General features: G+C 63.4%; 25 protein-coding genes and 1 riboswitch. Of the genes, 3 read left to right on the forward strand and 22 right to left on the reverse strand.

Annotated elements, in window-relative coordinates; genetic code table 11:
* The first annotated feature begins 30 nt into the window (after positions 1–30).
* Positions 31–432, forward strand: coding sequence for an SRPBCC family protein (locus tag DEM27_RS09950; RefSeq protein WP_109458057.1), 402 nt, complete (start codon positions 31–33; stop codon positions 430–432).
* Between the two features lie 10 nt (positions 433–442).
* Here DEM27_RS09950 and DEM27_RS09955 read toward each other — a convergent pair whose 3' ends face one another.
* The 9 genes from DEM27_RS09955 to hemN all read right to left on the reverse strand — a co-directional run bounded on the left by DEM27_RS09955 (position 443) and on the right by hemN (position 9,425).
* A complete protein-coding gene (locus tag DEM27_RS09955; RefSeq protein ID WP_245445765.1) occupies positions 443–1,123 on the reverse strand; it encodes a PAS domain-containing protein in 681 nt (226 codons plus the stop codon).
* A gap of 444 nt (positions 1,124–1,567) precedes the next feature.
* Positions 1,568–2,425 (reverse strand): PAS domain-containing protein, encoded by an 858-nt coding sequence (locus DEM27_RS09960; protein WP_109458059.1) that lies wholly within the window; start codon positions 2,423–2,425, stop codon positions 1,568–1,570.
* 143 nt (positions 2,426–2,568) lie between these two features.
* Positions 2,569–3,501, reverse strand: a complete 933-nt coding sequence (locus DEM27_RS09965; RefSeq protein WP_109458060.1) for a lipid A biosynthesis lauroyl acyltransferase — start codon at positions 3,499–3,501, stop codon at positions 2,569–2,571.
* 4 nt (positions 3,502–3,505) lie between these two features.
* Positions 3,506–4,534, reverse strand: coding sequence for a zinc-binding dehydrogenase (locus DEM27_RS09970; RefSeq protein WP_109458061.1), 1,029 nt, complete (start codon positions 4,532–4,534; stop codon positions 3,506–3,508).
* 148 nt (positions 4,535–4,682) lie between these two features.
* Positions 4,683–5,969 carry a beta-ketoacyl-ACP synthase gene (locus DEM27_RS09975; protein ID WP_109458062.1) on the reverse strand — a complete coding sequence of 429 codons (1,287 nt, stop codon included), beginning with the start codon at positions 5,967–5,969 and terminating at the stop codon, positions 4,683–4,685.
* A 12-nt stretch (positions 5,970–5,981) separates the two neighbouring features.
* Positions 5,982–7,187 (reverse strand): beta-ketoacyl-ACP synthase, encoded by a 1,206-nt coding sequence (locus tag DEM27_RS09980; protein WP_109458063.1) that lies wholly within the window; start codon positions 7,185–7,187, stop codon positions 5,982–5,984.
* Between the two features lie 12 nt (positions 7,188–7,199).
* Positions 7,200–7,676 carry a 3-hydroxyacyl-ACP dehydratase FabZ family protein gene (locus DEM27_RS09985; protein ID WP_109458064.1) on the reverse strand — a complete coding sequence of 159 codons (477 nt, stop codon included), beginning with the start codon at positions 7,674–7,676 and terminating at the stop codon, positions 7,200–7,202.
* Between the two features lie 15 nt (positions 7,677–7,691).
* Complete coding sequence (locus DEM27_RS09990) at positions 7,692–7,970, reverse strand: acyl carrier protein (protein WP_003502893.1); 279 nt, start codon at positions 7,968–7,970, stop codon at positions 7,692–7,694.
* Positions 7,971–8,075: 105 nt separating this feature from the next.
* Complete coding sequence (hemN, locus tag DEM27_RS09995) at positions 8,076–9,425, reverse strand: oxygen-independent coproporphyrinogen III oxidase (protein ID WP_109458214.1); 1,350 nt, start codon at positions 9,423–9,425, stop codon at positions 8,076–8,078.
* A 171-nt stretch (positions 9,426–9,596) separates the two neighbouring features.
* Here hemN and DEM27_RS10000 point away from each other — a divergent pair, with 171 nt between their 5' ends.
* Positions 9,597–10,322, forward strand: coding sequence for a Crp/Fnr family transcriptional regulator (locus tag DEM27_RS10000; RefSeq protein ID WP_109458065.1), 726 nt, complete (start codon positions 9,597–9,599; stop codon positions 10,320–10,322).
* 43 nt (positions 10,323–10,365) lie between these two features.
* Here DEM27_RS10000 and DEM27_RS10005 read toward each other — a convergent pair whose 3' ends face one another.
* From DEM27_RS10005 to DEM27_RS10040, 8 genes are all read right to left on the reverse strand, one after another.
* Positions 10,366–10,794, reverse strand: a complete 429-nt coding sequence (locus tag DEM27_RS10005) for a L,D-transpeptidase (RefSeq protein WP_109458215.1) — start codon at positions 10,792–10,794, stop codon at positions 10,366–10,368.
* A gap of 263 nt (positions 10,795–11,057) precedes the next feature.
* The gene (locus DEM27_RS10010; protein ID WP_109458066.1) at positions 11,058–12,512 is read right to left on the reverse strand and encodes an anthrax toxin-like adenylyl cyclase domain-containing protein; all 1,455 of its coding nucleotides are present in this window, start codon (positions 12,510–12,512) and stop codon (positions 11,058–11,060) included.
* 197 nt (positions 12,513–12,709) lie between these two features.
* Complete coding sequence (gene cbiB / locus DEM27_RS10015) at positions 12,710–13,690, reverse strand: adenosylcobinamide-phosphate synthase CbiB (RefSeq protein WP_109458067.1); 981 nt, start codon at positions 13,688–13,690, stop codon at positions 12,710–12,712.
* Positions 13,687–14,688: a threonine-phosphate decarboxylase CobD gene (gene cobD, locus DEM27_RS10020; RefSeq protein WP_109458068.1), complete on the reverse strand. Its 1,002-nt coding sequence runs from the start codon at positions 14,686–14,688 to the stop codon at positions 13,687–13,689. The genes cbiB and cobD overlap by 4 nt, the downstream gene beginning before the upstream one ends.
* Positions 14,685–15,992: a cobyrinic acid a,c-diamide synthase CobB gene (locus DEM27_RS10025; protein WP_109458069.1), complete on the reverse strand. Its 1,308-nt coding sequence runs from the start codon at positions 15,990–15,992 to the stop codon at positions 14,685–14,687. Before DEM27_RS10025 ends, cobD begins: the two co-directional genes overlap by 4 nt.
* Complete coding sequence (gene cobA, locus DEM27_RS10030; RefSeq protein ID WP_109458070.1) at positions 15,989–16,831, reverse strand: uroporphyrinogen-III C-methyltransferase; 843 nt, start codon at positions 16,829–16,831, stop codon at positions 15,989–15,991. The genes DEM27_RS10025 and cobA overlap by 4 nt, the downstream gene beginning before the upstream one ends.
* Before the next feature lie 240 nt (positions 16,832–17,071).
* Positions 17,072–18,031 carry a nucleoside hydrolase gene (locus DEM27_RS10035; protein ID WP_109458071.1) on the reverse strand — a complete coding sequence of 320 codons (960 nt, stop codon included), beginning with the start codon at positions 18,029–18,031 and terminating at the stop codon, positions 17,072–17,074.
* Between the two features lie 128 nt (positions 18,032–18,159).
* A complete protein-coding gene (locus DEM27_RS10040) occupies positions 18,160–18,573 on the reverse strand; it encodes a cobalamin biosynthesis protein (RefSeq protein WP_109458216.1) in 414 nt (137 codons plus the stop codon).
* 113 nt (positions 18,574–18,686) lie between these two features.
* Here DEM27_RS10040 and DEM27_RS10045 point away from each other — a divergent pair, with 113 nt between their 5' ends.
* Positions 18,687–19,472, forward strand: a complete 786-nt coding sequence (locus DEM27_RS10045) for a TSUP family transporter (RefSeq protein ID WP_109458217.1) — start codon at positions 18,687–18,689, stop codon at positions 19,470–19,472.
* Here DEM27_RS10045 and DEM27_RS10050 read toward each other — a convergent pair.
* The 5 genes from DEM27_RS10050 to cobU form a co-directional block, all read right to left on the reverse strand.
* Positions 19,469–19,894, reverse strand: a complete 426-nt coding sequence (locus tag DEM27_RS10050; RefSeq protein ID WP_109458072.1) for an EamA family transporter — start codon at positions 19,892–19,894, stop codon at positions 19,469–19,471. The two genes, DEM27_RS10045 and DEM27_RS10050, sit on opposite strands and share 4 nt — an antisense overlap.
* Positions 19,894–20,520 (reverse strand): cob(I)yrinic acid a,c-diamide adenosyltransferase, encoded by a 627-nt coding sequence (cobO, locus tag DEM27_RS10055; protein ID WP_109458073.1) that lies wholly within the window; start codon positions 20,518–20,520, stop codon positions 19,894–19,896. The genes DEM27_RS10050 and cobO overlap by 1 nt, the downstream gene beginning before the upstream one ends.
* A gap of 101 nt (positions 20,521–20,621) precedes the next feature.
* On the reverse strand, positions 20,622–24,398 hold the full coding sequence (gene cobN, locus DEM27_RS10060) for a cobaltochelatase subunit CobN (protein ID WP_109458074.1): 3,777 nt from the start codon (positions 24,396–24,398) through the stop codon (positions 20,622–20,624).
* A gap of 31 nt (positions 24,399–24,429) precedes the next feature.
* The gene (gene cobW, locus DEM27_RS10065; RefSeq protein WP_109458075.1) at positions 24,430–25,479 is read right to left on the reverse strand and encodes a cobalamin biosynthesis protein CobW; all 1,050 of its coding nucleotides are present in this window, start codon (positions 25,477–25,479) and stop codon (positions 24,430–24,432) included.
* Between the two features lie 4 nt (positions 25,480–25,483).
* The gene (gene cobU, locus DEM27_RS10070; RefSeq protein ID WP_109458076.1) at positions 25,484–26,011 is read right to left on the reverse strand and encodes a bifunctional adenosylcobinamide kinase/adenosylcobinamide-phosphate guanylyltransferase; all 528 of its coding nucleotides are present in this window, start codon (positions 26,009–26,011) and stop codon (positions 25,484–25,486) included.
* Between the two features lie 117 nt (positions 26,012–26,128).
* Positions 26,129–26,498: riboswitch (cobalamin riboswitch) on the reverse strand.
* Positions 26,499–26,624 lie beyond the last annotated feature (126 nt).

The following is a 26,624-nucleotide window of genomic DNA, read 5'->3' on the forward strand; positions in this document are numbered from 1 at the left end:
CCCTAATCTATTCGCGACAGGAGAACGATCATGAACACAATGACGGCACGCGTGGTCCACACGACGATCGAGCGCCCTTGGCAGGATGTCTACGATTTCGCATCGCAGCCGCAGAACATGCCGCTCTGGGCCTCCGGCCTGGCGTCCGGATTGACGCAGCAGGGCGACGAATGGCTCGCCGATGGCGGGCCTGTCGGTACGGTCCGGGTGCGATTTGCGCCGCAGAACGACTACGGCATCATCGACCATACCGTAACGATGGAAAGCGGCCTGCTGGTGCACAACGCCCTGCGCATAGTGCCGAACGGCGATGGCGCCGAGGTCATGTTCACGCTTCTCCGGCTTCCCGGCATGGACGACAGCGCTTTCGCAGCCGACGCAGCCCATGTCGCGAAAGATCTCGCCGCCCTGAAAGCGATCATGGAAGGCTGAACGGTAGCCGTCAAACGGGCGCGCTGGCGGGCTGAACCGCATCCGACCATACCAGAACCGCACCGAACGCGGCATCCGAACGCGTCCGCAACGGCGCAAGGCGGAAGCGCATCGTCGTTTCCCGCTCCTCGACGATCCTGCAGGCCATCTGGAACTCCATCTTCGCCCCGGCGAAACATTGATCGAGGCTGCCGCGCAACCGCCTCTCGAAACAATCCGGACCGACGAAATCGACGACATGGCGGCCGACAAGTTCGATCGGATGCTTCTTCAGGTAGGCAGCACCAGCCGGATTGAAATACAGGAACCGATAATCCGTCGTGACCACGGCAATGCGATCCGGCAAGGCATCGAGGATGACCTCGTTGAGAAAACTGTCATTTTCCGGATGCGCGGTGTCGGTCGCCCGCTTCCAGCTCAGCTTGTTCAGCATCGCCGCATATTTTGCCGCGGCATTGCCGCCGAGATAGCGATCCAGCAGAACGGACAATGCCGCCGAATGCCGCATGACGCTGGAACGGTCGTCCGCATCCTCCCTGATGAGATTGCTGAGGAACTGCAACTGCATGTAGATGCCGACAATGCCCTCCGCCCTGTAGGCCAGCACCGATTCGATCAAAGGCCCCAGTTCCCGGTCGAGCACACGTACGAGATTGTCGTCACCGAAGCGGACTGCCTGCTGGAGTTGCATACATTTCAACGCGAAGGCCTCGAACAAAGACAGTAGCGTTTGTTCCGCATCCTTAGTCATTCCAACGCGCTCTATGTTTCAATATCCATATATCCCTGCAACGCATCACCACGCCCGCATAGACACGATCCGTTCCAAGTCCTTGTTTCTGCTGCCTGTTACGCTGCGAAAACACCACAGACATCAAGCGAACAGCATTCGCACAGTCTAAAATATTACTGTCATACAATAAAAATCGAATAACATGAATCTCCCTCACATTCAATCAGAATATGCATGACCGACCGAAATGTGAACGGCATCTAAGTCTTTGGAGGAAAATAAAAAAAGCCGCACATACGTGCGGCCCGGCATGGTGCTCGGCCTCTAAGGAAAGACCGAATGCACGCTAAGAGGGAAAGACCGAGCGCGGCCCAGAGGCTTCCGCCCCGTGACACGAAGACGTCAGGCCGCCGTCGGGCGCGGCTGCCGGCGATCGGCGATCTCCTCCATCATCAACAGGGCGCCGACCAGATCTGCATCCTGCGGGCCGCGATAGGGCGACATCCGGCAACGCATCACGCGCGTCCGTCCTTCGGATTGGTCCGCATAGGTGTACTCCACCGCATCGCCGGTGAAGGCGCGATCGAGTTTTTCTTTAAAACCCTGCACGAAACGGTGCAGACCGATGAATTCGCCGATATGGCGGCCGTTGATCTGTCCCTGCTGCACGTTCAAGGCGGCGGCATTCGCCTTGTTGCTGAACAAATAACGATAATCCGGGGAAATGATCGCGGCACGATCGGGAAGATTTTCGAGCATGGCGATGTCGATGGAATCGTCGCTTGCCGAGATCTGAACGGTAAGGGCGAGCGAAGACAGCTGCGCCAGCCGTGGAAGCAGTTCGCTTCCGGCTCCCGGCAACAGATGGCGCTCGACGACGCGCTGCAGATTTTCCGCATGGCGCAGCACGCAGCAGCGATCCTCTGCTTCCTTTTTCAGCAATTCGATGGCGACCAGAAACTGCATCTGGATTTCCAGCGCATTCGTGGCAGTCTGTTCGAAAATACGCTGCAGAAGAGCCTCGACTTCACGGTCGAGCTTGAGCAGCGAACGCTCCTGACCGGTCTCAACCGCCAACTTCAGTTCCGCGTATTTTACCCAAAACAGATCGATGAGTTCCTTCAACGCCATTCTCCCCTGGTTACCACAAGCCCGGATACACGCCGTATCTCTCCAGAAGTGTTTCTTCGGAAGCGTATCCGTTTCATGGCAGCAGTGCGGGCAATGTGCTCGGTATCGCCCACGCCGGACGCCGCGCATTAGGAGGCGCTAAAGCCAAGCTTACACACGCTGAACCATGATTCAACTAGAGGATATTAGGGACGGAAACTTGGCCGAAGCTTTAGTTCATAAATTCCCGACATGCGATCAAGAAGCAACGATGCGTTTGAAATTATTCGCTTTTACAGCGTATTCTTGATGTTCCAGCGATCATGGTACCACAACCATTGCTGTGGATATTCCCGCACCCACGACTCGACCTTGTCGTTCAGCATTTGCGCAGTGGCATTGACGTCCAGCTTGCCGTTGTCATCGTAAGGCAGCACGAACCGTGGCTCCAGTTCCAGCCGGTAGCGATTGCCCGGCAGGCGCACGCAGCGGGCCGGATAGACCTCGCAGCCGAACTGCCGCACGAGCTTGGCCAGCAGCGGATTGGTCTGCGCCGGCCGGCCGAAGAATGTGGTGGCAACGCCCCTGGTGAACTTCTGGTCGACGAGGACGCCGACGCTGCCGCCCGCCTCCAGCGTCCGTGCCAGCGTGAACGACGATCCGGCATGCGAGGGAACGAGACGGCCCATGCGCGCCGCACGAAACTGGAAGACCTTCTCGGCGATGTAAGGATTGTTCGGCGGGCGGAAAAGCACCGTCGACTTGACGCCGAAGGCGGCGCCCGCCACCGGCAGCAGTTCGAAATTGGCCGTGTGCGCGGTAAAGACGATGAACGGTCGCGGATTGTCGCGTAGGTCGAGGAACAGCGGGATACCGGACACCTCCACCCGCCCCGGCTTTTCATTGTCCGGATGGAAATCGAAAAGCTCGTCGAGGAAGATGTATTCCGCCGCCAGGCGCCCCATGTTGCCCCAGCTGGCGAGCGCGATCTCGGCGATCTCCGCCTCGCCCTTTTCGGGAAAGGCGTTGCGCAGGTTGGTCAGCATCAGCTTGTGGCGCCGCTTCACCCGCGGACCGACGAACCGCATCAGCCGGTCGGCGAAATTCATCGCCGCATCTGCCGGCAGAAGTTTGAGGATGTTCAGGAAGGCAAAGGCGAGCTGCGCCATCAGCCATTGCCGAAAGTGCCGGACCTTCAGGACGATGCGCGTGACGAACAGCTCCAAGGGCTCAATCCATCCTCAAGACGATCTTGCCGAACACCTGCCGGCCTTCCATGCGCTCCAGGGCGCGGTCGATATCCTCGAACCGCACCTCGGTGTCGATCACCGGATGCACCAGCCCACGCGCCATCTTCTGCATGGCATCCGCCATGTTTTCCATGCGGCAGCCGAAGGAGCCGAAGAGCTTCAACTGCTGCTGGAACAGCATCATCAGGTTCATGCTGGTGGAAACGCCCGAGGTAGACCCACAGGTGACCAACCGCCCGCCGCGCTTGAGGCAAAGCATCGATCCGGCCCAGGTATCGGCGCCGACATGTTCGAAGACGACATCGACACCCTTCTTTTTCGTCAGCTTGCGCACCACGCCTTCGAAGCGGTCGGTGCGGTAGTTGATGACGTGATCGGCGCCGAGCGCCTTCGCCTTCTCGATCTTGTCGTCGGAGCCGACGGTGGTGATCACCGTGCAGCCCATCTTGTGGGCCAGCTGGATCGCCGCCGTGCCGATGCCCGAGCCGCCGGCATGCACGAGGATAGTCTCGCCGGGTTCCAGCCTGGCATTGTCGAACAGCATGTGCTCGACGGTGCCGAAGGTGACGGGAGCAAGGGCTGCGCCGATGGCATCGACACCGGGCGGTGCCGGTACCAGCAGGCGGGCGGGCAGATTGACTTTTTCCTGCGCAAAACCGTCGAGGTGGAAACCGTGGACGCCGCCGACATGCTCGCAGAGATTGTCGCGCCCCTCGCGGCAGGGGCGACACAGGCCGCAGGTGCGGGCACCGTAGATCGACACCAGCTGCCCCGGCAGGACGTTGCCGACGCCCGCACCGATCGTCTCCACCACGCCGGCCGCTTCCGCGCCGATCACCAGCGGCATCTTGCGCTTGGCAAAGGCCATGCCGCGCCAGCCCCAGACATCGATGTGGTTTAGTGCCACGGCCTTGACCCGCAACGTCACCTCGCCCGGTCCGGGTGCATCCGGCTCCGGCAGGTCGGTTATTTCGAGTTTCCGGTCGTCGATCAGTTGCAGGGCACGCATATCTTGTTTCCTTCCGGGGCGGACGAGCTATGCGCCCGTCGTCATGCTCGGGCCTGTCGCGAGCATCTGCCAACCTTGATTATTGTCCCGACGTTTGCAGATCCCCGGCCAGAGGCCGAGGATGACGTCCCTATCGATGGCGGAGGCCTTAGACTGGTTCAAGCGCCATGACAAGGCTGGCATTCTGGCCGCCGAAGCCGAAGGAGTTCGACAGCACGGCGCCGACCTGCGCATCGCGCTTCCTGTTCGGCACGACGTCGAGCACGATCGCCGGATCGGGATTGTTGTAGTTGATCGTCGGCGGCAGCGTGCCGGTCAGCATCGTCTGCAGCGAGAAGACCGCTTCGACGGCACCGGCGGCAGTCAGCGTGTGGCCGATCATCGACTTGTTGGACGACACCGGAATGGTCGCCAGCCGCGAGCCGAAAACGGCCGACATGGCGCCATATTCCATCTTGTCGTTTTCCGGCGTCGAGGTGCCGTGGGCATTGATATAGCCGATCCCCTCTTCGCCGAGACCGGCGTCGGCAAGCGCGGCGCGGATCGTGGCGATGGCCGGCGCACCGTCCGGCGAGGAGCGCGTGCGGTGGAAATGATCCGCCTTCTCGCCGCAGCCCTTCATGATGCCGAGCACGCGGGCGCCGCGGGCGGTGGCGGATTCCAGCGATTCCAGCACCAGCGTCGCCGCACCTTCGGCGATGACGAAACCGTCCCGCTCCTTGCTGAAGGGCTTCGACGCCTTTTCCGGCGGATCGTTCTGGGTCGAGAGGGCCGAGAGCAACGAAAAACGGATCAGCGATTCGGCGCTGACCGAGCCATCTGTGGCAACCGTCAGCGCCTTGTCGGTGCGGCCCTGCCGGATCGCCTCGACACCGAGCTGGATCGCCGTGGCACCGGAAGCGCAGGCGGTCGACAAGGTCACGGGAAGGCCGCGTGTGCCGAAGCGGTCGGCAAGGCGCTCGGAGATCGAGCCGAACTGGGCGGCCTCGAAGAAGGCCGGATCGGGCTTCTCGCGCATGGCGGCGAGGAAGCGGTCGTAGGCATCACCTTCATGGGAAGACGGCGGCGCGCGGTCGGCAAGTGCGAAACGGTCCGACCATTCCGGCTCGACCGGCGGCGCGGCGAGGAACAGCGGTCCTTCGAAATCGCCGGACAGTCCGGCCTGCGCCAGCGCCTCGATGGTGGTTTCGCGCGCAAAGGCAAAAGAACGCTCCACCGCGTTCGCCGCCGGCAGAGAGATGAAATCCACCGTGCCGCTGATGCGCGTCGAAAGCCCTTCCGTTGGGAAGCGCTTGATCGTGTGAATGCCGGAAACGCCCGATGTCAGGGCATTCCAGTTATCGGTAAGTCCCTGCCCCAGCGACGTGATGACACCCATGCCGGTCACGGCGATGATCGGGCGACCGAGATGATCGGTAAAACGAGATGCCGTCATGATCTACACCTCTCAATTGTTGGCCGAAAGCAGCGCCATGCCTTCGCCGCGCGTATAGCCGACGGTGGTCACGAGCGCATGCGCGACGGGTTTTTCCGTCGGCTTTTCATTGCCGGCATCAAAAACCGGCACCTTCGCCCCGGCGTCGATGGCAAGCGCGGCAAGCGCCAGGCCGAGCGGGAACTGCGCTTCGACGGCATGGCCCGTAGCCCCGCCGTAACCGCGCAGGGTCGCGCCGGGGAAACGTGCCTCCAGCGTCGCCTTCTCGCGAGAAGAAATATCCGGCAGGCCGCTGGCGCCAGACAGGACCAGCAGATCACCGGCCGGAACCTCAGAGGCCATGCCGGCCAGGCGCGTCAACCGGCTTTCCAGCCGGCCATCGGCACGATTGCCGCGGTCGCCTTCGATCGCGTCAATCGTCGCATAAATATGCGCGCCGCGTGATTCCGCGTGCTCGCGGGATTCCAGCACCAGGAAGGTGCCGACGGAGCCCAGAACCATGCCGCCGCCATTGTCCGGCGACCGTGACCACAGCGGCTGCCAATCGCCGGTCGCATGGGCACGAATGCCCTCGACCAGCAGGATGATGTCGGCGCGTTCGGCAATAAAAGCGGCACCGACCAGCGTGTGGGTGGATTGCCCGGCCTTGGTGCGGGCGAAAGCGGTCTCGATGGCGGAAATGCCGGCGGCCTCTTCGCCCATGAAGGTCCGCGACGAGCCCGTCACCTTGTGAACGATGGAAATGTTGCCGGCCATCAGGTTGGAAAGCTGCGCCAGGAACAGCGTCGGACGCAACTCGGTGCGCAGCTTCTCGTTGACCAGCCGCTCACGGTCGTTGCGTTTCAGTCCTTCGTCGATGATCAGCGAATCGACGGCGATATCGCGTTCGCCGCCGCCAGCTGCAACGATCATGTCCATGGTGCTGCAGGCTTCGGCATTGTCCTTGAAGCCGGCGTCGTCGAGCGCTAGTCCGGCCGTAAACACACCGAGGCGCTGCCAGTTTTCCATCTGGCGCTGGTCGCCACGCTTGGCGATCTGCTGCGACCAGTCGATGTCCGGCAGCGGGTGAACCGGGTAAGGCGCGAATTCCTCCGCATCGACCCTCGGCTCCGGCGCCTGCCCGCCCGTCAGCAGCGCCACGTGGGCACCCTTGCCGACGCCCAGAGACGTGACGATGCCGATGCCGGTGATCACCACATCGTTTTGAGACTTAACCATGGCATGTTCCTCTCAGCCTGCCGATGCAGACAGGGCATCCAACAATCCGACTTCGACCGCCCGCTGCCGCACCACGTCGGCCAGCGGCACCGCGCCGAACGGCATTGTGCGCAGCTTCAGCTGCGCATCGCAGATCTTCTTGCCGGCGCTGGCGATCTTGGCCTTGGTCACGGCAAATCCGGAGCCGTCGTGCTCAAGGAAAACCTCGATGTCCAGCACGGCCTCGGGTTCGACGAAACTGCGCATCTTGGCGCCGTCCACCGACATCAAAAAGGGCATTGCGGCAAATTTCGTGGCGGCAAGAACGAGGAAACCGGATGCCTGCGCCATGGTTTCGATCAACAGCACGCCCGGCACCAGCGGCATGCCGGGAAAATGGCCTTCGAAGACCGGGCTCTTGGCCGGGACGACGGAACGGGCCTTCAAGGTCCCGCTGCCGAGGTCGACGGCTTCCACCCGGTCGATCATCTGGAAGTATTCCAGCAACATGACGGCTGTTCCCGCTCAGCCCTTGGCGGCCCTCAACTCGTCGATCTTCGCACAGAGATTCTTCAGCACGAAATACTCTTCGGTCGAGACCTTGCCTTCGTTGACCTCCTGGGTCCACTGTTCCAGCGGGATCTTGATGCCGAATTCCTTGTCGATCGCGAAGACGATGTCGAGAAAGTCCAGGCTGTCGATGCCCAGATCGTCGATCGTATGGCTTTCCGGCGTAATGGTTTCACGATCGATTTCACTCGTTTCCGCAATGATGTCGGCAACCTTGTCGAATGTAGCAGTCACGCCAATACCTCATAAAAAAGTCAATTCAGCCTCTCCTCATAGGGAAAGATCGCTGAAAAGCCAATGGTCAGTTCCGAGGCATCGTCATTTTGGCGGCGGGTGTGGTCAAACGGCCATCGAATGCCGGCCTTTGCCGTTGCCGAGATAAGCGTCGAAGGCGGCGGCAATGCTGCGGGCCATCGTGCGGCCCTGGGCCGTGAGGGAAAAACCTTCCGAATCCACCCGGCAGAGCCCTTCTGTATCGATGGCGGCAAGCTGGCGGGCTTCGGCGACGATCTTGTCCGCACCTACAGGAAAAAGCCGCCGCAGATCGGCAAAGGACAGCGAAAAATCGCACATGATCCGCTCGATGACATGGGCGCGCAGGCGATCCTCGTCGGTGAGTGCGATGCCGCGGATGACGGCCAACTCACCGGCTTCGGCCAAACGCTGGTATTCGCCGGTCGCCGGCATGTTCTGCACATAACCTTGCGGCAGGAAGCCGATGGACGAGGCGCCCAAACCGATCAGCGCATCGGCCACATCGTCGGTATAACCTTGAAAATTGCGCTTCAATGCACCGTTGCGGGCAGCAACGGCAAGGCTGTCATCGGGTTTGGCGAAATGATCGATGCCGATCGGCTGATACCCCGCTTCCACGAGCTTTGCGGCAGCACGCATCATCTGCCGGTAACGCTCTGCGGCATCGGGCAGTGCAGCTTCGGGAATCATCGTCTGATGCTTCTTCATCCACGGCACATGGGCGTAGCCGAACAACGCGATCCGATCGGGAGAAAGCGACAACACGTCGTCGATCGTATGCTCCAGCGTCAAGAGCGTCTGGTGCGGAAGGCCGTAGAGCACGTCACAATTGACCGAACGGACGCCACGGCTGCGCACCTCTTCGACGACCTGCCGCGTCTGCTCGAAGGTCTGGATGCGGTTGATCGCCTGCTGAACCTCCGGATTGAAATCCTGGATGCCAAGGCTTGCCCGCGTCATGCCGATCGCCGCCAGCGCATCGTAACGGGCGACGTCGAGATCGTTGGGGTCCATTTCGACGCTGATCGCCGCATCCGCTGCAAAAGTGAAATGCTCCTTCAACCTCGCGGCGAGATCGATCATGTCCTGCGGCGCCACCATGGTGGGAGAACCGCCGCCGAAATGCAGCGCCCCGACCTCGACGCCGGCGGGAATGAGCGCACCGATGGTGGCGATTTCGGCGGCAAGGCTCTCCAGATAGCTGCGCACCGGCTCATAACGCAGCGTCTGCTTCGTATGGCAGGCGCAGAACCAACAGAGCCGATCGCAATAGGGAATGTGCACATACAGCGACAGACGCTGGCCCGGCTTCAATTCCCCCAGCCATTGCCGGTAGACGTCGGCATCGACACCGGCGTGAAAGTGCGGCGCCGTCGGGTAGCTGGTGTAGCGGGGAACCGATTCCGTGATTCGGCTGGGCAGCGTTTGCGTCATCGCGATTCCTCGGCTCGACCATTTTTCCTGATTGCCGGAATAGACCGCAGCCGGTTCTGCCACTTTGATTTCGATCAAGTGGGGGAACCGGCGTGAAGTTTGACGAAAGTCAAGGATAACCACGCCGCTTTGTTATTAGAACAGCATGTAACCACTCGGAGGCCGATGCCCATGGACGTAGCGCGCAAGGACATCCACAATTCGCAGATACCGGTCGTTTGCCGCTCCTGCGAGGCGCGGCATGGTGGCGTTTGCGGTGCCCTGAGTTCCGGCCAGCTGATCGAACTCAACCGCCATTCCGTGCGCCGCGAAGTTTCCGCCGGCTGCGAGATCGTCGGCCAGGGCGAGGCCGTCTGCCGCTATTCCAGCGTGTTGCGCGGCGTCGTCAAGCTGAGCAAGATGATGTCGGACGGCCGCCAGCAGATCGTCGGCCTGCAGTTCTCGCCGGATTTCCTCGGCCGCCTCTTCCTGCACGAGAGCACGCTGACGGCGGAAGCCGCAACGGATACGGAAATCTGCTCCTTCCCGCGCCCCATCCTCGACCGCATGATTGCAGAGACGCCGGAACTGGGGCATCGCCTGCATTCGCAGGCGCTGCAGGAACTCGATGATGCCCGGGACTGGATGCTGACCCTCGGGCGCAAGACAGCGCAGGAAAAGGTCGCAAGCTTTCTCTACATGATCGCCACGCACATCGATCCCGACAGTGCCGACTGCGCCACCTTCGACCTGCCGCTGTCACGCGCCGATATCGGCGATTTCCTCGGGCTGACGATCGAAACCGTCAGCCGGCAGATCACCAAGCTGCGCAAGCTCGGCATCATCACGGTCGAGAACAACCGGCACGTCACCGTGCCGGATCTCGACCGGCTCAACACCGCGGCCGGAAACGACTGAAAAGCTTGGCCTCCGGCGCTTCTCGCCGTGGAAATCATAGTTTTCAGTGGCTGATCACGATGCGCGTGTTGCCGAGGCCTGCGGTGCTTGCCATGGCAAAAAACTGGGCCGCGTTGCGCGGGTCGAGGCGGACGCAGCCATGCGACGCCGGGCGGCCGAGGCGTTTCGTCTCGAAAGTGCCGTGAATGGCGTATCCACCCTTGAAGAACACCGCATAAGGCATCGGCGCGTTGTTGTACTTGCGCGACCTGTGGTTTTTCGAAAGCCATTTTGCCTTGTAGTTGCCGGTCGGCGTACCGAAGCCGCTGCGGCCGGTGGAAACTTTCCATTGGTAGCGCACGATGCCGTTCTGGGAAACGGTCATCGTCTGCCGGGTGATGTCGATATTGGCGACAAGATTTGCAGCCTGGGCAACAACCGGCTGAAACTGGAAGAACAAACATGCCATGACGGCAGCAATAAACGTCTTCATATGCATCCCCTCTTCAGTTGAACCTACCCCTAGGCCCGTCAGTGGGATACAATACATGCATTCCGACTATGTTCTATTAAATTCTGCAGTAAGCATCGCCATAAAAAGCATAGTTAAATTTTTAAAAACGGCCAAACCTAGCGAAATCGCCTGCGAAAGTATAATGAAGCATCGATATACACGGAAAATTGAACAGGGACTGCCCGAGCCCGCAGGAGATGCAGCCCCGCAAACGCCTTTCGGAAAGCCCTTCGAAGCCCGGTTCACGCCCCGGCGCGTGCGGCAGGCGAGACGTGCATGTTCCACACCCAGTTCTTCGGCACGTAATAACCCGACTCGGCGAGCGCCATGGCGTAGGCCTGGAACTCCTGCAATGTTTCCAGCGTGCACACGTCGCCATAGCGGCTGGCGGGTTTTCCGGCTTTCTGCAGGGCCAGGGGCTGGAAGACGGTGAGCGGGAAGCCGTCGCCATATTCCTCGCCGTCCTTCTTGGTGACCATGTCGGTGGCGGTGAGCGCGCCGAACAGCCGGAACCGGTGCGATTCGGCATTGTGGTGCACCCGGCGCAATGCGCCTCTCTCACCGGTCGCCCCCATCAAACCGTTGAGCGTGTTGATGCAGCGCAGGATGCGCGGCGTCAGGTTGCCCATGTCGCCGTGCTCGCCGTATTTCGATGCCATGAAGATCATCTTGTAGGTGTCTTCGCTGGCGCGGGTGGTGAGGCCGCCGCGGCGATAGCCGCCATGGCCGTCGGCAACCCACTTGCGGGTGGTATCGCCGAGATTGTTGGCATAATTGTTGCGATAGGCGGCCGCACGGTTCTTGAAATCCATGGCCGCCGTGCCGCCGGTCGCAAGGCGTGCATCCAGCACATTGTCCATGCCGACCCCGGCCGCATAGGACAGGCCGTCATGTGTCCTGCCGTTCATCAGGCTGATGCCCGGCTTGCTGATCTCGCGCGACGACTGGCTGCCGTAGTCGCTCCAGGTCGGGCAGACGGCAAAAAGGTCGTAGTCGCCGGTCATCGGCTGGCCGGCGCCGATCTCCAGCGACGTCATCACTTCGAGGGGGATAGCGGAGGAGGCGCCGTTCTTGTCCCGGTCCTGCGCCAGAAACACGCTGTTGCTGACCAATCCCTTCGAGGCCAGTTGCGTCACCGGCCGGACGTCCGTGCCCGACAGGGTCGGATAAACGAGGATGTCGTAGCGCCCGTCCTGCCTTTTGCGCGCCAGGAAGATGACCTGCAAACCATCGCCGCTGCGCCGCGCCGAAAGCGTCAGGTTGTCGGACCCCGGCACCGGCGCCACCGACATCAGCGCCGTGCGCGGCGGACGGCCCTCGGCGCGATAATCCTGTTCGGCAATCTGCTCGCGGGAGAGGACGAGTGTCGTCTTGCCGGCAAAACCCGAGCGAATGCCGTCGTCGTTGGCCTCGGTGCCCCTCTTGGCCTTCTCCCTGTCATATCCGACCTTGCTATAGGTGCCGTCGTAAGGGACGAGGCCGGCATGCGGCCCCCAGTCGGAACTCTTGCCCTTGACGTGAAAATTCTTGGTCGGATAGCCGCGTTCGATCCAGCGTTTCGCCCAGGGACCGGTGGAGCGGAAAATGATGACTTCGTTCAGGTTCGTGGCGGCCGTCGAGCATTGCAGCATGTCGCTTTTCGTCATGCCGTTCTGATTGTGAAGGAAAGACAGATCAAGTCCATGGACGACGGTCATGCTCGGATTTCCTCCGTGTGAAAATGATTGATAAACAAGCTGTCCAATATCGATAGGCGGCAAATCTTGTCGCGAAAAAGCCCGCACCGCCGCAGCGGCACGAAGCGTACATGATCCATACCACTTCCGCAGAAGAAATTTAGCGTAAACGATACGGTAACAATTCTACGAACATGCCGAAGAATCCGCTTCGCGCATCAAATCACCAGGAACAGCGCCAGCAGTGCGGCGGCACAACAGGCCAGGACGGAACAGGCACCGTTGAAGATGGCAATGCCCGTTTCGACATCGCCCACGGACGCCGCGGCGCGCCCCGCACCGTTCATCATCGGCTCGCTGACCTTGATGCCGCCGTAAATGCGCGGCCCGGTCAGTTGCACGTCCAGCGCTCCGGCCATGGCCGCCTCCGGCCAGCCGGAATTCGGCGACCGGTGCAGGCCGCTGTCACGCAACCCGATGCGCAGCGCATTCGAAGCCGCGTCCCGACCGGCGGCAAGCCACGCGCCGGCCGCCAAAAGCAGCATCGAAAATCGCGCCGCCGGCCAGTTGGCGAAATCGTCGAGCCGGGCGGATGCCCAGCCGAAATCGAGGTATTTTTCCGATTTGTGGCCGATCATCGAATCTGCGGTGTTGAGCATCTTGTAGGCCAGCAGGCCCGGCAGGCCGAAAACCGCGTACCACAAGGCCGGCGCCACGACGCCGTCGGAAAAATTCTCCGCCAGGCTTTCGAGCGCCGCGCGGCAGACGGCCGGCTCGTCCAGCGTTTCCGGATCGCGGCCGACGATCATCGACACCGCCCGGCGACCGCCCGCCAGACCATCCCGCCTCAAGCCGGAGGCGACGGCGGCAACGTGATCCGCCAGGCTCTTCTGCGCCAGGAAAACGGCAACGAGGATGATTTCGGCAAGGATTCCGAGAAGCCCGACGCGTGCGAAGGCGGCGTGCAGCACGATACCGGCCACGACGCTTGCCGCAAGCAGGACGACAATGGTGACGACACCATTCCGGCGCCGCGTCCGCGCCAAAAAGTCCGACCGGTTCAGCCATCCGTCCATCCCGGCAATCGCCTTGCCGAACAGCACCACCGGATGCGGCAGGCGGCGCCACAGCCATGGCGGATCGCCGACCAGGCGGTCGGCAAGCAAGGCAAGCACGAGGACGAACAGATTGCCGATCATCGCAGGAGCCCGGCCAGGGCGGTGCGCAGCCGCGCGTCGGCCTCCGTATCCGGCGCCAAGCCGAAACGCAGCCATGCCGGCGCATAATCGAACGTGCGCACGAGAATATGATGCCGGCAGAGATGGTCGTGGATCACCGCCGCCCGTGGATCATCGACAAGCGCAAACAGCGAGGCGCCACCGGCAACCGCCAATCCCGCCGCTTCGAGCACGGAGATGAGCGCAGCCTTGCGGCTTGTGATACGATCACTGATCGCCTTTATGTCGGAACGCATCAACGCCGCGGCGATGGCAAGGGCCGGTCCCGATACCGCCCATGGCCCGAGCCATTGCTCGAAGAGGGCCAGACGGTCTTGCGAGGCGACCACGAAGCCGAGCCGGACGCCAGCCATGCCGAAAAACTTGCCGAAGGAGCGGAAGACGATCAGGCCGGCCTTGGCCCCGTCTGCGGCAATGCTCGCCCCCTGCCGGGCACCATCCGCGAAGGCTTCATCGACCACCAGCAGGCCACCGGACGCCGCAAGCTTAAGGCGCAGCCGCTCCAATGCCTCGACGGCATGAAGCTGACCGGTGGGGTTGTTGGGATTGACGACGACGACGAGACCATGTTCGGGGCGAACCGCGTCCAGTTCCGTGATCGCATCGACGGTCAGGCCGGCCATGGTGAAGGCGCGGGCATATTCGCCATAGGTGGGCGACAGGATGGCAACGCGGCTGCCGGCAGGAACCAGCCGCGGCAGCAGCTGGATCACCGATTGCGTGCCCGGCACCGGCAGAGGCAGGACGGCGCCGGTCCGATAATAGTCCCGCGCAGCCTCACGGGCCGTATCGACAAGATGGCGGTCCGGCAGCCGATGCCAGGCGCGAGCATCGATATCAGGCAGATCGGGCGGACAGGGATTGATGCCTGTCGACAGGTCGAGCCAGTCCTGCGGCCGGCCGCCATAGGCCGCGGCCGCAGCGGTTATGCCGCCGCCATGGACGATCGCAGCCGTCATGCCGGGTTTCCGGCGATATCGATCAGGTGGATGAACGAGCCGGCGACCAGCCCGCGCCGCAGGCCGAATTCGCCGAGATCGGCGCCGAGCGCATCGCTGGCACGGAACAGTCGCTCCGCATCGCCTTCGGAAACGATGGTGGCATAGTGGAATTCATGCGCCGTCATCGCCCGCGTGAAAAAGGCTTCGGAAACCGGCACGACCTTCCGGTATCCGAGATGTCGCTGCCGCTTGGCAAAACTGGTCGCCAGCGGCAGCAGGCCGAGCATGGCATGGGTCTCGCCTGCCGCATCGACAAGCGTCTCGCCCAGAGTCATGTAGCCGCCGCATTCGCCGAAAATCCGGGCACCGCGGCCGGCGGCAGCCAGCATGCCCTGTCTAAAACCGTCCGCTGCGGCAAGTCTGCCGGCATACAGCTCCGGATACCCGCCCGGCAGATAGACGGCATCGGCGTCGGCGGCAGGCGTTTCGTCGGCCAGCGGCGAGAAGAAGGAAATCTCCGCTCCGCGCCGGCGCCATCCGAGCAGCATGTGCTCATAGGAAAACGCGAAAGCCAGATCGCGAGCCACGGCGATCTTCTGGCCGAGCGGCGGCAGCCGGGCGATGTTGGCCTCGGAGGCGCGGTCCGGCACCTGCCGGGCGATATGCAGCATGCGGCCGAGGTCGCATTGGGCGGTGACGGCATCGGCGGCATGCTCCACGAACGCTTCCAACGCCTCATGTTCGCCCGCCTGCACCAGCCCGAGATGCCGCTCCGGCAGCGCCAGCGCCGCGTCGGCGCGCAGCACGGCGAAGATCGGCATGCGGATCGCATCCAGCGCATGCCGCAGCATTGCCTCGTGGCGATCGCTGGCGACACGATTGAGGATGACACCGGCAACACGGGTATCGACCCGGAAATTGGCATAACCGCTGACCAGCGCCGCAATCGAATGCGACATGCGGGCGCAATCCACCACCAGCACCACCGACAGGCCGAGTGTCGCAGCCAGATCCGCCGGCGAACCGGTCCCGTCGGCCGCACCGTCGAACAGGCCCATCATCGCCTCGATCACCAGCGTCCGGCCGCCCGAAGCGTGCAGGGTGGCATTGGCGAGCAGCAGCTCGCGCCGCATCGCCCAGGGATCGAAGTTCAGACAGGGCGTGCCGCTCGCGGCGGCATGGAAGGCGGGATCGATATAGTCGGGACCGGCCTTGCCCGGGGCAACCGGCTCGCCGCGCCGGCGCAAGGCCCGCAGCAGGCCGAGCGTCACCGTCGTCTTTCCGGAGCCGGAAGACGGCGCAGCGATCAAAAGCCCGCTCATGCCGTCTCCTTCCGCTGCGGATCGGAAAACCGCTCCGAGACCAGCCGGCGGCCGGAAAGCGCCCCCAGCCAGTCGAGCGACGGCCGCAACCGCACCACCTCGCCGACCACGACGATGGCCGGCGGCTCGATACCGGCAGCAGCCGCATCGGCTTCGGCGCGGCAAAGCGTCGTTTCCAGAACCGTCTGCATCGGGGTGGCCGCATTGCAGACGAAGGCGACGGCCTCGTCCGCATGGCGGCCGGCGGCGATCAGGTTGGCGCTGATCTGGCCGATATGCTTCATCGCCATGTACATGACAATCACGGGAGAACCCCGCCCGATGGCCTCCCAGTCGATCCGATCCGGCACGAGGCCGGAGGAGTCGTGGCCGGTCAGGAAGGTGACGGCGTGGTTGACCTCGCGATGGGTAACCGGAATGCCGGCATAGGCCAGGCCGCCGATACCGGCGGTGATGCCCGGCACGATGCGGAAAGGAATATCGTGCTCGACCAGCATCAGCGCTTCCTCGCCGCCGCGGCCGAAGACGAAGGGATCGCCGCCCTTCAGCCGCAACACGCGATGGCCGGCCCGCGCCAGTTCCACCAGCCGCAGGGAAATGTCGCGCTGGCGGGCGGACGGTTTGCCGCCGCGCTTGCCGGCATATTCCAGCACGGCGCCGGGACGGGCGAGTTTCAGGCAATCGTCGTTGACCAGTGCATCGTGAACGATCACGTCCGCCTCGCCGAGCGCCTTGGCGGCGAGCAGCGTCAAGAGCCCCGGATCGCCGGGGCCGGCGCCGACCAGCCAGACCGAACCCGGCTCGATCGACGCAAGATGGGAAAATGCACTGTCATTCATCAGGGTTTCCTATGCCCGCCGACGCAAAATTGCAATCTGCAAGGCTACCGGCAGAGCCGCCCCGGCTTGCGTCCGGAAACGCTACCGGCTTTGCCGGAGACGACAGGAACGACATCGCGATGCGTTGATTCACAGTCTGAAGACGCGGATTCAGCTTATGAAAAAAGACAGCTATCCTTCTGGGCGGATTCGCCTTTTGGCGCCGGGCGGCATAAAACGCCCGGCCTTCCCATGGCATTTTCAGGCGCGGACGGACTCGACGAGAGCAGTACGGATGACCTGCAGCACCTTTTCCGGCTGGATCACGGTGCAGACCATCTGGCTCGGCAGATCGTCCCAGGCGCTCGGGCCGAAGTGGCGGCCGTCCGGCTTCTGGATGGTCTGGCCGTCGGCAAGCCCGCCGCAGACCACACGCACGCTGCCGCTGCGGGTCTCGAACAGCTCCGGCGCCACGAGATAGACGCAGGCGCAGCTGTCATGGATCACCATGCCGTCGCCGACACGCTGCTTGTAGAAGTCGATATAGAACTGCGACAGGTCGGCGAGCAGTTGCACGTCCTTGCCGCCGGCGACAGCCATCTCCGCGAGGAAGCCGCCGGTCATGACCGTCTTCGTCGTTACGTCGAGGCCGACGATGGTGACTTTCCACGGTGCGGTGAAGACGATGTCGGCCGCTTCCGGGTCGCCATGGATATTGGCTTCCGCGGCGGGCGTGACGTTGCCCGGCACGTCGAATGCGCCGCCCATGACGATCACTTCCCTGACCAGCCCGGCAATCTCGGGGGATTCGCGCAGAGCAAGCGCCAGGTTGGTCATCCGGCCGACGGCGATCAGCGTCACTTCGCCGGGATGCGCGCGCACGGTGTCGATAATGAACCGGTATGCCGGACGCCGGTCGACCGGCAGGTCGATGGTCTCGGGAACGCCGATATTGCCCAGCCCGTCCTCGCCATGGATGAAGGTCGGCCAGCCGGCATGCGGCCGCGACGGATCGATCGTCTCGCCGGCACCCTTGGCGACGGGCGCGGCAATGCCCCATTCGCGTTTCAGGAACAGCGCATTGCGGGTGGTGGTCTCGATCGACGCATTGCCGAAAACGGTGGTGACGCCGATCAGGTCGATGTCGGGATGGAGATGCAGGAACAAAAGCGCCATGGCGTCGTCAACGCCCGGATCGGTATCGTATATCACTTTGTACATGGTTTCTTCCTTGATTTTCTTCTTGTTCTTGGGCGGGGGAACCGGCAACGGCCGGCCCGCCGAGACGGGGACAAGATATCGATCGCCGGACTTTGCGCAATGGCGGATATGCCGCAGCGCCCGTTTTTTCAGGGCTCGCCGGCAATCGCGGCCGTCGCCTGGCCGGAGCGAATCTTCGCCAGGACGAGGACGGCCGCAGGCCCGGCGGCGGCCAGCGCGGCACTTTCCGCCACGCCATGGCAACCGATCGCGGCAAACACCGAGGCGGAAGGCGTTTTCAGCCGCGGCGTCTCCATCTCCAGCCGCGCCGCGTCGTAGAAGACCGCCGGCAATCCGAAGTGGCGGGCGACGGCGGCGATGCCCGGGTCGTTTCGCCTGGCCTCGAAGGACGCGATCACACCCAGCGCCTCGCGGCCAAGCGAGGCCTGCCGCAGGGCGGTCTCCGCAAGCGCGATCAACTCGTCGGCCGTCGCCCCGGAACGGCAGCCGAGTCCCAGGGCGCAAGTGCGATGTTTCGGGGAAACGGTTTCGACATCAGGCATGGCGGGCGGGATCATGGCGTTGGGACGGCGGGCGGGCACGGCGTCGGCAGCATTGCCCTTCGTCGCCGCAAATGCAACAAAGCAATGCCGACTGCATGCCCGAAAGCCTCATCGTGTCCGATCTTGCCACGCATCTTCTTCTCTTCCTGTTCCTTGCCGCCTTCGTCGCCGGTTTCATCGATTCGATTGCCGGCGGCGGCGGGCTGATTACCGTGCCGGCCATGCTGATCGCCGGCATTCCGCCGCTGGAGACGCTGGGCACCAACAAGCTGCAATCGCTGTTCGGCTCCGCCTCGGCCACCAGCGCCTATGCGCGGCGCGGTCATGTGAAGCTCGGCGAACAGCTGCCGATGGCCGTGATGTCGGCGATCGGCGGGGCGCTGGGCGCGGTTCTCGCCACCATCGTTCCCGGCGATGTCCTGAGGGCATCCCTGCCCTTCCTGCTGATCGCCATCGGCCTGTATTTTGCCATCAAGCCCAATCTCAGCGACAGCGACCGCCACCGCCGCATCACGCCTTTCCTCTTCGGTATGACCTTCGTGCCGGCCATCGGCTTTTACGACGGCGTGTTCGGGCCGGGCACCGGCTCCTTCTTCATGCTGTCCTTCGTCTCGCTCGCCGGCTTCGGCCTGCTGAAGGCGACGGCGCACACCAAGTTCCTGAATTTCGGATCGAATGTCGGCGCCTTCACCGTCTTCCTGCTGAACGGCGTCATTCTCTGGAAGGTCGGCCTCTTGATGGGTCTGGGCCAGTTCCTCGGCGCCCAGGCCGGCTCGCGGCTGGCGATGCGCAGCGGCGCGAAAATCATCAAGCCGCTGCTGGTGATCACCTGCATGATTCTGGCACTGAAACTGCTCTCCGACCCGGCCAACCCGGCGCGGATCTGGCTGGGTTTCTAGAATACCGCCAGCACCAGCGCGCCGCCGGCGATCATCGCAACGCCGGCCCAGTGGACCAGCGACAGCTTTTCGCCGAGGAAGACGACGCCGAACACGGCGACGAGCACGATCGACAGCTTGTCGATCGGCGCGACGCGGGCCGCATCGCCGATCTTCAGGGCGCGGAAATAGGCAAGCCAGGACAACCCCGTCGCCAATCCCGACAGGCCGAGGAACAGCCAGGTACGCCCGGAAATCTCCGATGGCGACCGCCACTGCCCGGTGGCGAAGACGATCGCCGCCAGGAAAACGACGATGATCAGCGTGCGGATCAGCGTTGCCAGATCGGACGGTATGCCGGCGATGCCGATCTTGGCGAAGATCGCGGTCAGCGCCGCAAAGATCGCCGAGACCAGCGCCCAGAAGATCCAGCTTTCGGCCATCAATATTCGACGCCTGCCTGCGCCTTGATGCCGGAGCGGAACGGGTGCTTGAGAAGCTCCATCTCCGTCGCGAGATCAGCGATCTCGATCAACTCTTCCTTCGCGTTGCGGCCGGTCAGCACCACATGCGTCATATGGGGTTTTTCATCCTTGAGGAAGGTGATGACCTCGTTGACGTCGAGATAGTCATACCGCAGGGCGATGTTGATCTCGTCGAGCAGCACCATCGAGTTGCGCTCGTCGCGGATCAGGTCCTTGGCCTTTTCCCAGGCCGCATGCGCCGTGGCGACGTCGCGGGCACGATCCTGGGTTTCCCAGGTAAACCCCTCGCCCATCGTATGGAACTCACAGAGATCGGCGAAATGCCTGACGATCAGGTCGCGCTCGCCGGTCGACATCGCCCCCTTGATGAACTGCACCACGGCGCAACGCTTGCCGTGGGCGATATGGCGGAAAATCATGCCGAAAGCGGCGGAGGATTTGCCCTTGCCCTTGCCGGTATGGACCACGACGAGGCCCTTCTCGTCGGTCTTGGTTGCCATGATCTTTTCGCGGGCGGCCTTCTTCTTGGCCATCTTTTCCGCGTGGCGGTTGTCGTCGTGGTGGGTGGTCTCTGCTTCTTCCATGTCTCTTCCCTTTCAATTTGTTCCGGTTGTGCCCGGTTCCGGAGCATTTTGTTTTTACGCAATTCCGGACGCAAACCGCTGCGCACTTTTGCTGGAATCGCTCAGCCGTCCATCGTCAGCGCCGCGGCCCTGCCCAGGTCGAAGCGCGCCGAATTGGAGCGCGGCGTCCACAGCCCACGATCGATCGCCTCCAGCATCTTCGCCTTGATCTCGTCGAGTGCCGCCGGGTTTTTCTCTGCGAGAAATTGCCGCACGCGTTCATCGACGACATAGGCCTGGTAGACGGCATCGAAATGGTGATTGGAGACCATGCCGGTCGTCGCGGCATAAGCGAAAAGGAAATCCACCGTGGCGGCGATCTCCGCCGCTCCCTTGTAGCCATGCCGCATCACGCCCTCGATCCACTTCGGATTGACGGCGCGGGCGCGCACGACACGGCCGATCTCTTCTTCCAGCGAGCGGATGACCGGTTTTTCCGGGCGGGAATGGTCGTTGTGGTAGACGCGCGGGCCGAGGCCGGAGAGTTTTTCGACCGCCGCGAACAGGCCGCCTTCGAACTGGTAATAGTCGTCGCTGTCGAGCAGGTCGTGCTCGCGGTTGTCCTGGTTCTGGATAACGGCCTCGATCGAGCGCAGCCGCTCCTCGAAGAGGCCGCGTTCGGCATGGCCCTCGGCATCGGCGCCGTAGGCATAACTGCCCCAGACCAGATAGGCTTCGGCCAGATCGGCGCGGTTTTCCCAGCCCTTTTCGTCGATCAGCGCCTGCAACCCGGCGCCATAGGCACCCGGCTTGGAACCGAAGACACGGTAGCCGGCGCGGCGCGCGGCAGCCCTCTCATCGAGGCCGCTGGCGACGAGGCGCGATGTTTCCTGCTGCATGCGCCGGGCGATGGGATTGTCCGATGCCTCTTCGTCCAGCCCGCCAACGGCCCGGATCGCCTTGTCGAACAGCGCGATCTGCTCGGGAAAGGCATCGCGGAAAAAGCCGGAAATGCGCAGGGTGACATCCACCCGCGGCCGTCTCAGCAGCGCCGGCGGAATGATTTCGTAGCCGGTGACGCGCCGCGAGGTCATGTCCCAGACGGGCTTGACGCCGATCAGCGCCAAGGCCTGCGCGATGTCGTCGCCGCCGGTGCGCATGTTCGAGGTGCCCCAGGCGGTCAAGCCGAAACTCTGCGGCCAGTCGCCGTGATCCTGCACATAGCGGCGGATCAGAAGTTCCGCGGATTTGCGCCCCAGCTCGTAAGCCGCCGGCGTCGGCACGGCGCGGCTGTCGACGGAATAGAAATTGCGGCCGGTGGGCAGCACGTCCGGACGGCCGCGCGTCGGCGCCCCGGATGGACCGGGCGGCACGAAACGGCCGGCAAGACCAGCGAGAATGCCGGCCATTTCGGCGGCGCCGCATCCTTCGACGGACGGTTTCAGCCGCGCCTCGATCTCCTCGAGCACCAGCCGCGTCGCCGCCCAGCCTTCCGGGCAGGCAAGCGCGCCGGAAACCAGCCGGCCGGCAAGGATCTCGATGCGCTCGACCGTATCGCCATTGGAGCGCCAGATGTCGCTGGACTGGCCGGCGAGCAAGTCGGGGCGCGAACCGATCCATTCGGCCGCCATGTCGCAATCCAGCGGATCGAATGTGAAACGGCTATCATCGGTCCCCACGGCCAACCCGGCATCTGCCGCGATCGCCCGCTGCAGGCTCTGGTCGCGCCCCTCGCCAAGACCGCGCGGCACGCGGGCGAGCGCCACGGTCAGGTCGGTGAGCATCTTTCCCGACGGCGATACGCCGAAAATGTGCAGGCCGTCGCGGATCTGCATTTCCTTGAGGTCGCAGAGATAGGCGTCGAGCTTTTCCAGCGCCTTCTCTTCCGTCTCGCCCTTCTCGATGCCGGCATCGCGGTCCAGGCCGATATCGGTGACGAGATCGAGGATCTGCTTGCGCAACAGTTTCAGGCGGCGCGGATCGACGCCGGAGGCTTCGTAGTACTCGTCGACCAGCGCTTCCAGATCCTTGAGCGGCCCGTAACTCTCCGCCCGCGTCAGCGGCGGCGTCAGATGGCCGATGATGACGGCAGCGGACCGGCGCTTCGCCTGGCTGCCTTCGCCCGGATCGTTGACGATGAACGGATAGAGATGCGGCGTCGGGCCGAAGACAATCTCGGGATAGCAGCTCTCCGACAGGGCGAGCGCCTTGCCCGGCAGCCACTCCATGTTGCCGTGCTTGCCCATATGGACGATGGCGTCGGCGCCGTAGACCTGCCGCAGATAGGCATAAAAGGCGAGATAACCGTGCGGCGGCACCAGATCGGGAGAATGATAACTTTCCTTCGGATCGATCTGATAACCGCGCGCCGGCTGGATACCGACCATGATACCGCCAAAGCGTGCGAGCGACAGGGCAAAAGACCCGTCGTCGAAGAACGGATCGGCCTCCGGCGCACCCCAGCGACCTGTCACCTCATCCTGAATCTGAACCGGAAGCGACGAGAAGAACGCCTTGTATTGATTCAACGAAAGGCTTTCGCGAATGACCCGGCCGTCCCGCGCCGCATTGGTCGGACCGTCCATGAGGTAGCGGATCAGTGCATCGCCGTCCGCAGGCAGATCGGCGATGGCATAACCTTCGTCTCGCATCGCCTTCAGCACCTCGACGGTGCCGGCGGGCGTATCCAGACCAACACCGTTGCCGAGGCGGCCGTCGCGGTTCGGATAGTTGGCGAGCACGACGGCGATGCGCCGCTCCGCCGCCGGCAGCTTGCGCAGCCGCGCCCAGTTGGCGGCAAGCCGGGCGACAAAAGCCATGCGTCCGGTATCCGGCTCATGAGTGACGATATTGGTCTCGACCCGCTCGTCGAAGCGCACCGCCGACTTGAACGAGACGGCCCGCGACAGCACCCGGCCATCGACCTCGGGCAGCGCCACGTTCATGCCGAGATCGCGGGCGGACAAGCCTTGCGCCGAAGCGGCCCACGCTTGCCGCGACGAGGCCGAAAAGATCGCTTGGAGCACGACGGCGCCGTTCGATTCGAGCACGGTCGGCTTGCGGTCGGCAGCGGGTGCCGAAACCGCAAATCCGGTGGAATTGACGACCACGGCAGGCTGCACTGCCGCGAAAACATCACCGATTGCCGTTATCGAATCGCCGTCCTTGAGACTGTAGGCGAAAACCGGCAGCGGCCTGAGCCCTTCTGCCTGCAAGGCCTCGATCATCGCCTCGACCGGCTTCGTCTCGCCGCTCTGGACGAGGGCGCGATAGAAAGAAATGGCGACGGTCGGCCCGGCCGCCTCCGGCCGGGTCGCGGAAAGCTCGTGCCATTCGTCGATCGTCACCACGCCCCTGCCCGGCCACCAGATGCCGGCCTTGGCCAGCGGCGTTGCCGGCGCCGGCTTTGCCGCACCAGTGACAAGTGCGGCGGCGTAATCGAGAAAAGCACGATAATTCTCCGCACCGCCCTCGATCAGGTAGGACCAGAGCCCGTTGAGATCGTCGAGCGCGACGTTGGAAAACGGTGCGAGCCCTGGATCCGCCTTGGAATCGCCCGGCAGCACCGCAATCATCGCGCCATGGCGCCGTGCGGCCGCATGCAGCGCTTCCAGCGCATAATGAAAATAGCTCGCCCCGCCCAGCGCCCGCACGACGATCAGCCGCGCATGCCGCGCCGTGCGCTCGATATAGGTATCGACCGACATCGGGTGGCGCAGGCTCATCAGGCTGGCGAGCCGCAATTGCGACCGCCCGCCGCCCTCGCCGTGGGCGGCAGCGACCGCCGCAAGCTCGGTGTCGGCGGCGGACAGGAAAAGAATGTCGCCGGGCGACTGGCCAAGATCGACGGCCTCGTCACCATCCGCGATCGATCCTTTCTGGGCAAGAAGAAGATGCATCGCTACCTTTCAATATATGCGTGGACTGGTCTTAGACCAACCCAGCCATCGCCGCCCGCACCGCGGCCTCGTCCATGTCGTGCAGGCCGATGACGACCAGGCGGGTGGCGCGGTCTTCGCCGGGGGTCCAGGCGCGGTCGAAATAGTGGTCGATGCGGCTGCCGACGGCCTGGATCTGCAGGCGCATCGGCTTGCCGGGCACATCGACGAAACCCTTCAGGCGCAGCACGTCGTGTTCGGCGATGACCGGCTTCAGCTTCTCAACAAAGGCGGCCGGATCGGCGACCGGGCCGAGCTCGACGATAAAACTGTCGAACTCGTCGTGATCGTGCGGCTCGCCGCTTTCATGCTCCAGCTCGTGGTGCGACTTGCGGTTGGCGATGTCGGCTTCCGTGCCGATGCCGAGGCCGAGCAGCACGGCGGCGGGCACGTCGCCGTTCTTCGCCTCGATCATCGTCGGCTTGCGGGCCGTGCGCGAGGCCACTTCGCTGCGCACACTGTCGATGCCGGCGGCGTCAAGCAAGTCGGTCTTGTTGAGCACGATGAGGTCGGCGCAGGTCAGCTGGTCCTCGAACAGCTCCTCGATCGGGCTTTCGTGATCGAGCGAATCGTCCTCGGCCCGCTGGGCGTCGACCTTGTCGTGATCGTCGGCAAACCGGCCGGCGGCGACGGCGGCGCTGTCGACCACGGTCACCACGCCGTCCACCGTCACCTGGGTGCGGATATCCGGCCAGTTGAAGGCGGCGACCAGCGGCTGCGGCAGGGCAAGGCCGGAGGTTTCGATGACGATGTGGTCGGGGCGGTTCTCACGTTCCAGAAGCCTGGTCATGGTCGGGATGAAATCGTCGGCGACGGTGCAGCAGATGCAGCCGTTGGTCAGCTCGATGATGTCGTCCTCGGTGCAGTTTTCCGCGCCGCAGCCCTTGAGCACGTCGCCATCGACGCCGAGATCGCCGAATTCGTTGATGATCAGCGCGATCTTCTTGCCGCCGGCATTGGTCAGCAGATTGCGGATCATCGTCGTCTTGCCGGCGCCGAGAAAGCCGGTGATGACGGTGGCGGGGATTTTTTCCTGGTTCATCGGGTCAACCCTTCATCTTCAGCGGCAGGCCTGCCGCGACAAAATAAACGTCTTGTGCTTCGGCCGCCATCCACTGGTGCAGCCGTCCGGCATGGTCGCGGAACGCCCGCGCCATCCTGTTTTCGGGAACGATGCCGAGGCCGACCTCGTTGGAAACGAAGATCAGCCGGGCCTTGGCAAGCGGCACATGGGCGGCGAGCGCACGGCCTTCCGCCTCCACATCCCGCTCCGCCATCATGAGATTGGTGACCCAGAGGGTCAGGCAGTCGACGAGGATCACACGGCCGGGCGCGTCGGCGGACAAAAGCGTGCCCACGAGGTCGAGCGGCTCTTCATGCGTCGTCCAGCCGGCATCGGCGCGGTCGGCGCGGTGTTTGGCGATGCGCGCCTGCATCTCGTCGTCGAAAGCCCGGCCGGTCGCGACGTAATGGCGATCGAGGCCGCTGTCGTGGGCAAGTTTTTCGGCAAAACGGGACTTTCCGGAACGGGCACCGCCGAGGACAAGAGCAGCGTGGGAAAAAGATGCCGGCATGGTCAGTCGGGTCGCCCGCATGCGGCAGCCGCAAAAGACAGGATCCGGCCGCAACCGGACAAAACAGCAGCCATGACAACCTCCGTGCAGGCAGCGGGGATTTTCCCCGGGATGGGCATGATGCCCGGCAGCACGGCAGGTCTCCTGGCTCGCGGTCTCAGGCGCTCGAAGCAGCGCCGGCGGGGCATTCTCGCCTTCCCGGCGGCAATCGTGAAGAGGCGGACGATTCGTAGACTTGAGAGGCGTCCAACCCCGGTTGATCACATTGCCATGCCAGTGGCTTTTCCGATGGCTTCCCTGACTTTCCCGGGCCTGCACCATGCAGCGCCATCAGGAAAGACGGGTCGACACCCGACGAATGCCCCTGACCGTTCTACAGTCGCGGGGTCGGCTGTGATGGGGACGCCCGGCTTGGGTCCGTCCTTCCACATTCCCTTTTCATCCCCGATCGTCTCACGACCAGGGAACCATGCAAAATCATGCGACGATGTAAGCAGTCGCCGTCATCGAGTCAATTGCGGCCGTCGCCATCCGATGCCGCAAATGCGCCGCCGCCCCGATCTGTGAGGCGGCAAGGCAAGGGAACGGCAAAGGGATGGTTTGCGCAAGGTCA

The sequence above is a fragment of the Rhizobium album genome (assembly GCF_003122325.1).
Taxonomy (GTDB): domain Bacteria; phylum Pseudomonadota; class Alphaproteobacteria; order Rhizobiales; family Rhizobiaceae; genus Metarhizobium; species Metarhizobium album.

Coding starts and splice junctions, on each gene's coding strand:
- DEM27_RS09950 (WP_109458057.1), top strand. CDS start 31: ATGAACACAATGACGGCACGCGTGGTCCACACGACGATCGAGCGCCCT.
- DEM27_RS09955 (WP_245445765.1), bottom strand. CDS start 1,123: ATGCAACTCCAGCAGGCAGTCCGCTTCGGTGACGACAATCTCGTACGT.
- DEM27_RS09960 (WP_109458059.1), bottom strand. CDS start 2,425: ATGCGCGGCGTCCGGCGTGGGCGATACCGAGCACATTGCCCGCACTGC.
- DEM27_RS09970 (WP_109458061.1), bottom strand. CDS start 4,534: ATGCGTGCCCTGCAACTGATCGACGACCGGAAACTCGAAATAACCGAC.
- DEM27_RS09975 (WP_109458062.1), bottom strand. CDS start 5,969: ATGACGGCATCTCGTTTTACCGATCATCTCGGTCGCCCGATCATCGCC.
- DEM27_RS09980 (WP_109458063.1), bottom strand. CDS start 7,187: ATGGTTAAGTCTCAAAACGATGTGGTGATCACCGGCATCGGCATCGTC.
- DEM27_RS09985 (WP_109458064.1), bottom strand. CDS start 7,676: ATGTTGCTGGAATACTTCCAGATGATCGACCGGGTGGAAGCCGTCGAC.
- hemN (WP_109458214.1), bottom strand. CDS start 9,425: ATGACGCAAACGCTGCCCAGCCGAATCACGGAATCGGTTCCCCGCTAC.
- DEM27_RS10000 (WP_109458065.1), top strand. CDS start 9,597: ATGGACGTAGCGCGCAAGGACATCCACAATTCGCAGATACCGGTCGTT.
- DEM27_RS10005 (WP_109458215.1), bottom strand. CDS start 10,794: ATGAAGACGTTTATTGCTGCCGTCATGGCATGTTTGTTCTTCCAGTTT.
- DEM27_RS10010 (WP_109458066.1), bottom strand. CDS start 12,512: ATGACCGTCGTCCATGGACTTGATCTGTCTTTCCTTCACAATCAGAAC.
- cbiB (WP_109458067.1), bottom strand. CDS start 13,690: ATGATCGGCAATCTGTTCGTCCTCGTGCTTGCCTTGCTTGCCGACCGC.
- cobD (WP_109458068.1), bottom strand. CDS start 14,688: ATGACGGCTGCGATCGTCCATGGCGGCGGCATAACCGCTGCGGCCGCG.
- DEM27_RS10025 (WP_109458069.1), bottom strand. CDS start 15,992: ATGAGCGGGCTTTTGATCGCTGCGCCGTCTTCCGGCTCCGGAAAGACG.
- cobA (WP_109458070.1), bottom strand. CDS start 16,831: ATGAATGACAGTGCATTTTCCCATCTTGCGTCGATCGAGCCGGGTTCG.
- DEM27_RS10035 (WP_109458071.1), bottom strand. CDS start 18,031: ATGTACAAAGTGATATACGATACCGATCCGGGCGTTGACGACGCCATG.
- DEM27_RS10040 (WP_109458216.1), bottom strand. CDS start 18,573: ATGCCTGATGTCGAAACCGTTTCCCCGAAACATCGCACTTGCGCCCTG.
- DEM27_RS10050 (WP_109458072.1), bottom strand. CDS start 19,894: ATGGCCGAAAGCTGGATCTTCTGGGCGCTGGTCTCGGCGATCTTTGCG.
- cobO (WP_109458073.1), bottom strand. CDS start 20,520: ATGGAAGAAGCAGAGACCACCCACCACGACGACAACCGCCACGCGGAA.
- cobN (WP_109458074.1), bottom strand. CDS start 24,398: ATGCATCTTCTTCTTGCCCAGAAAGGATCGATCGCGGATGGTGACGAG.
- cobW (WP_109458075.1), bottom strand. CDS start 25,479: ATGAACCAGGAAAAAATCCCCGCCACCGTCATCACCGGCTTTCTCGGC.
- cobU (WP_109458076.1), bottom strand. CDS start 26,011: ATGCCGGCATCTTTTTCCCACGCTGCTCTTGTCCTCGGCGGTGCCCGT.